The sequence below is a fragment of the Prevotella sp. MGM2 genome, from assembly GCF_002933955.1.
Lineage (GTDB): Bacteria > Bacteroidota > Bacteroidia > Bacteroidales > Bacteroidaceae > Alloprevotella.
On sequence record NZ_BEWW01000284.1, the window covers coordinates 72,466 to 79,845 of the forward strand.

Genomic DNA, 7,380 nt, shown 5'->3' on the forward strand with positions numbered 1-7,380 from the left:
GAACTTTTAAACCTTTCTAAATTCTACTCATAATACTCTTCCGGATTAGGCTCGTCACCTCCGTTTCTTCTATTATTACGTTTATCCCTTGCAGTTACTCCCTGACGGGATTTTCCACTTTGAGAAGCCTGTTCAGAAGATATTTCCGCACCGGCCTCTGACGGTTCAATGGGCTGACCATCTTCTTCCAGCAGCAAAATACTGTCTGCTGACAGGGAATCCGGCTCTTCCCGCGGCACATAAGTATATCCATACATTGCGGGCGTCACTCCTTGAGGAGCTTTGCCGTAAAGTTTAAGATAACGGGGAGCAAAAAGCGGATCATTCAATAGCTTATTCATAAAAAGTCCGAAAATAGGCAATGCCGTACGGCTTCCTTGCCCCAAACGACCGGAACGGAAATGAATGCTCCGGTATTCTCCACCAACCCATGCCCCGCCAACTAAAGCCGGCGTGACGCCAATGAACCAAGCATCGGAATGATTGTTGGAAGTACCTGTTTTCCCGCCAAAGTCAATGCGGCCGTTAAATCTCCCCATATACATGGCACTGCCTAAAGCCTGCGATGTTCCGCCGCCATCGCGTACACCGGCTTCCAGCAATTTCTGCATAAAGAACGCCGCACGCTCGTCAAGAGCAGGAGTACGTGACGGAGCCGCTTCATAAACTACCTTTCCTTCACGGTCTATTATTTTCTCTACCAAAACAGGAGGTACATGCACCCCTCCATTGGCCACAGTGGCATAAGCATTGACCATTTCAAGCAAATTGACATCGCTTGACCCCAAGGCCAAAGATGGTGTATTGGACAAAGGTGAAAGTATGCCCATTTCCTGCGCTGTTTCTATGACATTACCAATGCCTACTTCCTGACCTAATTTCACAGCTATAGTATTGACACTCTGCGCAAAAGCTGACCTTAAGGGCAAATTGGCATTTGAAAACCGGCCATTGGCGTTGTGAGGTTGCCAAATGGTGGTGGTGTCGCGCTTGCCGTCGTATACTTCCATGCGGATGTAAGCATCCTTCAAACGGGCATCACTCGGTGTCCAGCCTTGTTTCATTGCCGTGGCATATACAAAAAGCTTGAATGTCGAACCGGGCTGACGCATGGAACGTACCTTATCGTACTTCCACGTTTTAAAATCGACATCACCGACATAAACCTTCACATGACCGTTACCCGGCTCCATCGCCACAAATCCGGTGTGCATGAATTTCACCATGTAGCGAATAGAGTCCATCGTACTGATTTGTTCCGTATGTCCGCCATCATAATCGAAAAGTTTCACCTCATGCGGCTGGTTCATATAATAATCCACTGAGTCCGGAGCATCAGGGAAACGAGCCTTCAGCTTCTTATAAACATCTGTTTCACGCGCTATCTTTTCAATAAAATCAGGAATCAGCTGCCCGCTCTCATCGCGCCAAGGCTCACCCAAACCACGCCAATGAGCATCAAAACTATCCTGTACTTTCTTCATCTGCTCTACCACGGCTGCTTCGGCATAACGCTGCATCCGGCTGTCAAGTGTGGTATAGATTTTCAAGCCATCGGTATAAGGGTCAAGATTGGGGCTATTTTCCTTGATATAATCGGCAACTGCCTGACGAAAATAAAGCGCCTGTCCGTCATAAGCCGTCTCGACATTGAAATTCAACTCTATAGGCAACTTCTTGAGCGAATCCAACTGTTCCCTTGTTTCAATGGCTGCTTTCCCAAACTTTTTGGCCAAATCGTGACGATGATTGTAAATATTATCGAGCACCACATTGCGCCGACGCTGACTCTGCTGAGGATTAATGCGGGGATTATAGGTGCTTGTAGCCTTCAACAGCCCCACCAGAACTGCGGCTTCTTCTACTCTCAACTCCGCTGGTGTTTTATTGAAATAAGTTTTCGCTGCGGTTTTTATGCCAAACGCATTGGAACCGAAATCGACCGTATTGGCATACATCGTCAGAATACTGTCTTTCTCATTGGACATTTCCAATTGCACAGCTATAACCATCTCCTTTGTCTTCATTATCAAAATACGCATGCCGGGTATCTTGCCCACTAATCCCGTACCGTACTCTGTGCTCGTCCGGATGCGGAACATATTCTTTACTAATTGCTGCGATATGGTTGAAGCTCCGCGGGCATGACCGCCCACAGCATCTTTTGCAGCACCTATCAATCCCTTGAAATCAATACCGCTATGTTCATAAAAACGTTCATCTTCGGTAGATATCAATGCCTGAAAAAAAGTGCTGTTAATATCTTTGTAGGAAACAGATTGGCGATTCTCATCAAAAAATTTTCCAATAACTTTACCATCAGCAGAATAAATCACGGAAGCTTCAGGATTTTTGGGATGCATAATGTCATGGGCTGACGGGGATTTACCGAAAAGCCACAAGAAATTAAACATCACAGCCACAACGTAAAGAAAAAGGGATACTATGAGAGAAACGAAAAATATAAGTATCTTAAACCACCAACAACGCCCTTTGTAAAGCCTTAAATACCAGCAAACAAATTTACATATACAATGACCTATAAAACTGAAAAGAGAAAAAAATCTTTTCAAAAAACCTTTATGCTGGGGCTTATCACTCATAATTCAGATTTTAATATAAAGATACAGAATGTGTTTCCGTAAAACGGGATGCTATATCTGAGGTAGAGAAACGAATACTGATAAATGAAGGTATTAATATCTATTGGCTTCTGTTTGATATCAGATGCAAAAATAAATCATTTACCACAGTCCGCCAATTGTTTATCTATAAAATATCTTATAGCATTCAAATCAGTCGGACAAAACCAATGGATAGAAGCATCTTTCTTAAACCATGTCATTTGCTTTTTGGCATATACCCGGGTGTTTCTTCGGATTTTATCCAAAGCAAAATCAAGATTCCAGTTACCATCCAAATAATTAAACATCTCCTTAAAGCCCACTGTATTCAGCGCATTCAAATGACGATAGGATGAAACTCTGCGGGCTTCTTCTATCAGTCCTTTGGTTACCATGTCATCTACCCGGCTGTTTATGCGTCCGAACAAATCAGCACGTTCGCGCTCCAAACCGATTTTAAGAATATTAAAAGGACGCTGTTTGATATTTCCAACACGGAAAGAAGTATATGTACGACCACTCATGTGACATATCTCCAAAGCATGTATCACACGCTTTGGATTTTTATGATCACAAATGGCATAATATTCCGGATCAAGCAAGCGCAACTCTTCAACCAACCGTTCCAACCCCTCTCTTTCATAACGCTCACGCATCCATAACCGAGTTGTATCGTCAATTGTAGGAATATCGTCTATCCCCCGACAAACAGCATCAATATAAAGCATAGAACCACCGCTCATAACTACGACATCTTTATTTCTGAACAACTCATGCAACAAATTAAGAGTGTCAGTTTCATACTGAGCGGCACTATAATAATCTTCCAAAGATAATGTCCCCACAAAATAATGCTTAACACGCTGTAGTTCCATTTCCGTAGGTGCTGCAGTACCTATAGGAATGTCACGATATACTTGCCGTGAATCGGCATTAAGTATCGGAGACGAAAAGAGTTCTGCCATTTTCAGACTGAACTCTGTTTTTCCAACGGCCGTCGGCCCTAATATGACTAAAAGTGTTTTCAATAGGGATCGCCGTCAGTAAATTCAAAGCCTTCAAGATCAAATTCATCATCAGAGAACTGATCGTTACCATAAAACTCTCCGGCCTCGTCTTCGCTGAAAAAGTCGCCTCCTTTAACAGGTTTGGCAACAGTGTCCAAATCCATTTCAGCTATTTGCAAAGGAGCATCACCAACAGAACGCACAACTTCGGCATTTTTCAAATGCTCTCCAGGTATTGTGTCTTTCACCTCCAAGAAAAAAGAACGCTCAGAAAACGGATCAAACACAAATTCCATTTTCTGTCCGGTATCTTCTATGAAATCGGCTAACGGAGTATCTGACATTGTATAAAGATTATCATCCTCGCTACTTGCATCAGCCATATCTTCCCTAGTAATCTGTTCACAACGCTCCCATTCGTCATTACAAATATGAAAAGAGGTCATTTGATCATCAGGATAACCGCACGACTGCAAAATAATTTTGTTTAAATCGAGGAAATTGGCATCGCTGTCGATTTTTATTTCGCGCAAAAAGCCATCTATCTCATCGGATATGAATTTTATCTTTAGAAGCATACTCTGTTCTTTCGCTTTTTATCTGTCCATTCTAGACATTTTTTGTTTCATTAATCCAAAATCCCTGTCTCAAAAAACAAATGCACATTATTTTATGATACCACGCTTTGAGCTATGTACAAAATCAAGGATATATTCTATTTCCTTACTCATGGGTACTTCCTCTTTTATTTGCGCAAGACATTCTTCACGTAGTTTGCCCCGCTGATAAAGAATACGATAAGTATTATGAATATTTTCTATCAACTCTGGCGAAAAACCACGCCGGCGCAGTCCGACTAAATTTAAGCCACAATAAGCCACTGGTTCACGAGCTGCCATGGTATAAGGAGGAATATCCTGTCCTGTACGCGTACCGCCTCCAACCATTACATAGCTTCCCACACGGCAAAACTGATGTATCAAAACATTGGCACTGATTATAGCAAAATCGTCTACAACCACCTCACCGGCTATTTTAGTAGAATTACCGATAATGCAACCATTACCCACACTCACATCGTGGGCCACATGCATACCTTCCATCAATAAATTATTGCTACCCACTATAGTTCGTCCCTTAGCCGCAGTCCCTCTATTGATAGTAACATTTTCGCGAATAGTATTGTTATCACCTATTTCAACAGTTGTATCCTCTCCTCTGAACTTCAAGTCCTGAGGAACAGCACCGATTACCGCACCTGGAAAAATCACATTACCGTTTCCCATGCGGGTACCGGCCAACAATGTCACACTATTCATCAAATGATTGTCTGCACCTATTTCTACATTTTTATCAATGTAGCAAAAAGGCCCGATTTCGCATCTGTCACCTATAATGGCTTCAGGATGAACGAAAGCTAAAGGACTGATATTACTCATATTGTATTAAATACGAATTTATTTATTCTTGACGATTTGGGCTGTAAATGTCGCCTCCATTACTATGGTTTCACCAACAAAGACAAAACCGTGCATAGTGGAGATACCATGACGTATAGGAGCCATTAACTCTACTTTGAATATAAGAGTATCACCGGGAACTACTTTCCTTCGAAACTTCACGTTGTCTATTCTTAGAAAGTAAGTACTCCAACGCTCCGGTTCTTCCACTGAATTTAGCACCAGCAAACCACCGGCTTGCGCCATGGCTTCGATCTGCAACACACCGGGCATAACAGGTTCCTGTGGAAAATGCCCTTGGAAAAACTCTTCATTGGAAGTCACATTCTTAACTGCCACAATATAATTTGACCCAATTTCCACCACCTTGTCAACCAATTGCATTGGATAACGGTGAGGAAGCAGTTCACGGATGCGGTTCACATCCATCAATGCCATCTCATTAGGATCATAATCAGGAGCTTGTATTTCATGTGCCCGAATCTCGCGACGCATTTGACGAGCGAATTTATTATTTATAGTATGTCCGGGACGTGTTGCGATAATACGTCCTTTGATAGGACGCCCTATCAAAGCCATGTCACCAATGATATCAAGTAATTTATGTCGGGCAGGTTCATTGCGCCATACTAAAGGCTGATCATTTAAATATCCTAACTTCGAAGCATCCTTACGCTCCACTTGCATAGAGTCGGCCAATTTGTCAAGATCCTCCTGTGAAATCTGGCGCTCATAAATAACAATGGCATTCTGAAGGTCTCCTCCTTTTATCAGGCCAGCCTTGAGCAACGGTTCTATTTCACGAACAAAAACGAATGTACGTGCAGAGGCTATTTCCGTGGCAAAATCTTGCATGCTGTCAAGCGTGGCAAACTGACTATTGATAAACTGCGATTCAAACGATATCATAGCCGTTATGGAGAATTGTTCGTCAGGAAGAATAATGATAGACGAACCGGTTTCTTCATCACGGAATTCTATTTTCTTCTTTATCACATAGAAATCTTTGGGCGCATTCTGTACATCAATTCCTACACGCCGAATATTCTCCACATAATACTTAGAACTGCCATCAAGTATAGGAAACTCAGGACCATTCACTTGAATAAGACAGTTATCAATACCCATAGCATAGAGCGCAGCCATACCGTGTTCAATTGTACTGCAACGCGCATCGCCTTTAGCCACAACTGTTCCACGCGATGTATCAACTACGTTTTCGGCGATTGCCTCAATAATGGGCATTCCGTCCAAATCTATTCGTTGTATTTTATAGCCATGATTTTCAGGGGCTGGATTAAAAGTTACGGTAAGATTCAATCCCGTGTGCAGTCCTTTGCCACAAAGAGAAAAGCTGCCACCCAATGTTTTTTGCTTGGACATAGCTCTTTATTATTTTTTAGGATTGTAATGTTTTCTTAAGTTGCTCAAGTTCTTCTTTCATGCGATTAAATTCGGCATACATTTCAGGCAAATGCTTATAAGCCACACTGGCACGCGCAAAAAGTTTGGCATCAATGGCAGGGGAACCCTGTACTGTCACATGTCCCTTGCGGATGCTACCGGCAATACCAGCCTGAGCACCACTCATAGTACGGTCACCGATAACTGCATGACCAGCGATGCCTACCTGACCACCAAACATACACCATTCGCCTATTTTAGTAGAACCGGCCACACCCACCTGAGCAGACATTACAGTATTAGCCCCAACTTCACAATTATGAGCCACCTGAACAAGGTTGTCCAATTTCACACCATGACGAATATAAGTCGATCCCATAGTAGAACGGTCAATACATGTATTGGCACCTATTTCCACATCATCTTCAATCGTTACAATACCTATCTGAGGTATTTTTTCATAACCATCTGAAGCGGGGGCAAAGCCAAAACCATCAGCCCCAATTACGCAACCACTGTGCAAAATAACTCGATTGCCTAACACACAGTCATGATAAACCGACACATTCGGATAGATAATACAATCTTCACCGACCTTGGCATTCTGTTCTATAACCGCATGCGCATAAATCTGACAACCACGTCCCACAACAACATTCTCGCCGATATAAACAAAAGGGCCGATATAGCATTCGTCCCCTACAACGGCACTATCCGATACACAGGCCAACGGATGAATTCCAGAACGCTTAACCATATTCTGTTCATAAAAAGTCAACAGACGGGCTATGGATTCATAAGCGTCTGGAACACGTATAAGTGTAGTTCTTACCGGATGCAAAGGAGTAAAGTCATTATTAACCAGTACTACAGACGATGCGGTTG

6 protein-coding genes are annotated in these 7,380 nt (G+C 42.7%); all 6 read right to left on the bottom strand.

Features of this window, described 5'->3' with window-relative positions; translation table 11 throughout:
• Positions 1–23: 23 nt before the first annotated feature.
• Positions 24–2,603 (bottom strand): transglycosylase domain-containing protein, encoded by a 2,580-nt coding sequence (locus C5S62_RS08705; RefSeq protein ID WP_104404986.1) that lies wholly within the window; start codon positions 2,601–2,603, stop codon positions 24–26.
• Between the two features lie 137 nt (positions 2,604–2,740).
• A complete protein-coding gene (gene miaA / locus C5S62_RS08710; RefSeq protein ID WP_104404987.1) occupies positions 2,741–3,652 on the bottom strand; it encodes a tRNA (adenosine(37)-N6)-dimethylallyltransferase MiaA in 912 nt (303 codons plus the stop codon).
• Positions 3,649–4,209 carry a hypothetical protein gene (locus C5S62_RS08715; RefSeq protein ID WP_104404988.1) on the bottom strand — a complete coding sequence of 187 codons (561 nt, stop codon included), beginning with the start codon at positions 4,207–4,209 and terminating at the stop codon, positions 3,649–3,651. Before C5S62_RS08715 ends, miaA begins: the two co-directional genes overlap by 4 nt.
• Positions 4,210–4,296: 87 nt before the next feature.
• On the bottom strand, positions 4,297–5,070 hold the full coding sequence (lpxA, locus tag C5S62_RS08720; protein WP_104404989.1) for an acyl-ACP--UDP-N-acetylglucosamine O-acyltransferase: 774 nt from the start codon (positions 5,068–5,070) through the stop codon (positions 4,297–4,299).
• An 18-nt stretch (positions 5,071–5,088) separates the two neighbouring features.
• The gene (locus tag C5S62_RS08725; protein ID WP_104404990.1) at positions 5,089–6,474 is read right to left on the bottom strand and encodes a bifunctional UDP-3-O-[3-hydroxymyristoyl] N-acetylglucosamine deacetylase/3-hydroxyacyl-ACP dehydratase; all 1,386 of its coding nucleotides are present in this window, start codon (positions 6,472–6,474) and stop codon (positions 5,089–5,091) included.
• A gap of 16 nt (positions 6,475–6,490) precedes the next feature.
• Positions 6,491–7,380, bottom strand: an 890-nt coding sequence (gene lpxD, locus C5S62_RS08730) for a UDP-3-O-(3-hydroxymyristoyl)glucosamine N-acyltransferase (RefSeq protein ID WP_104404991.1), incomplete at its 5' end; no start/stop codon positions are given.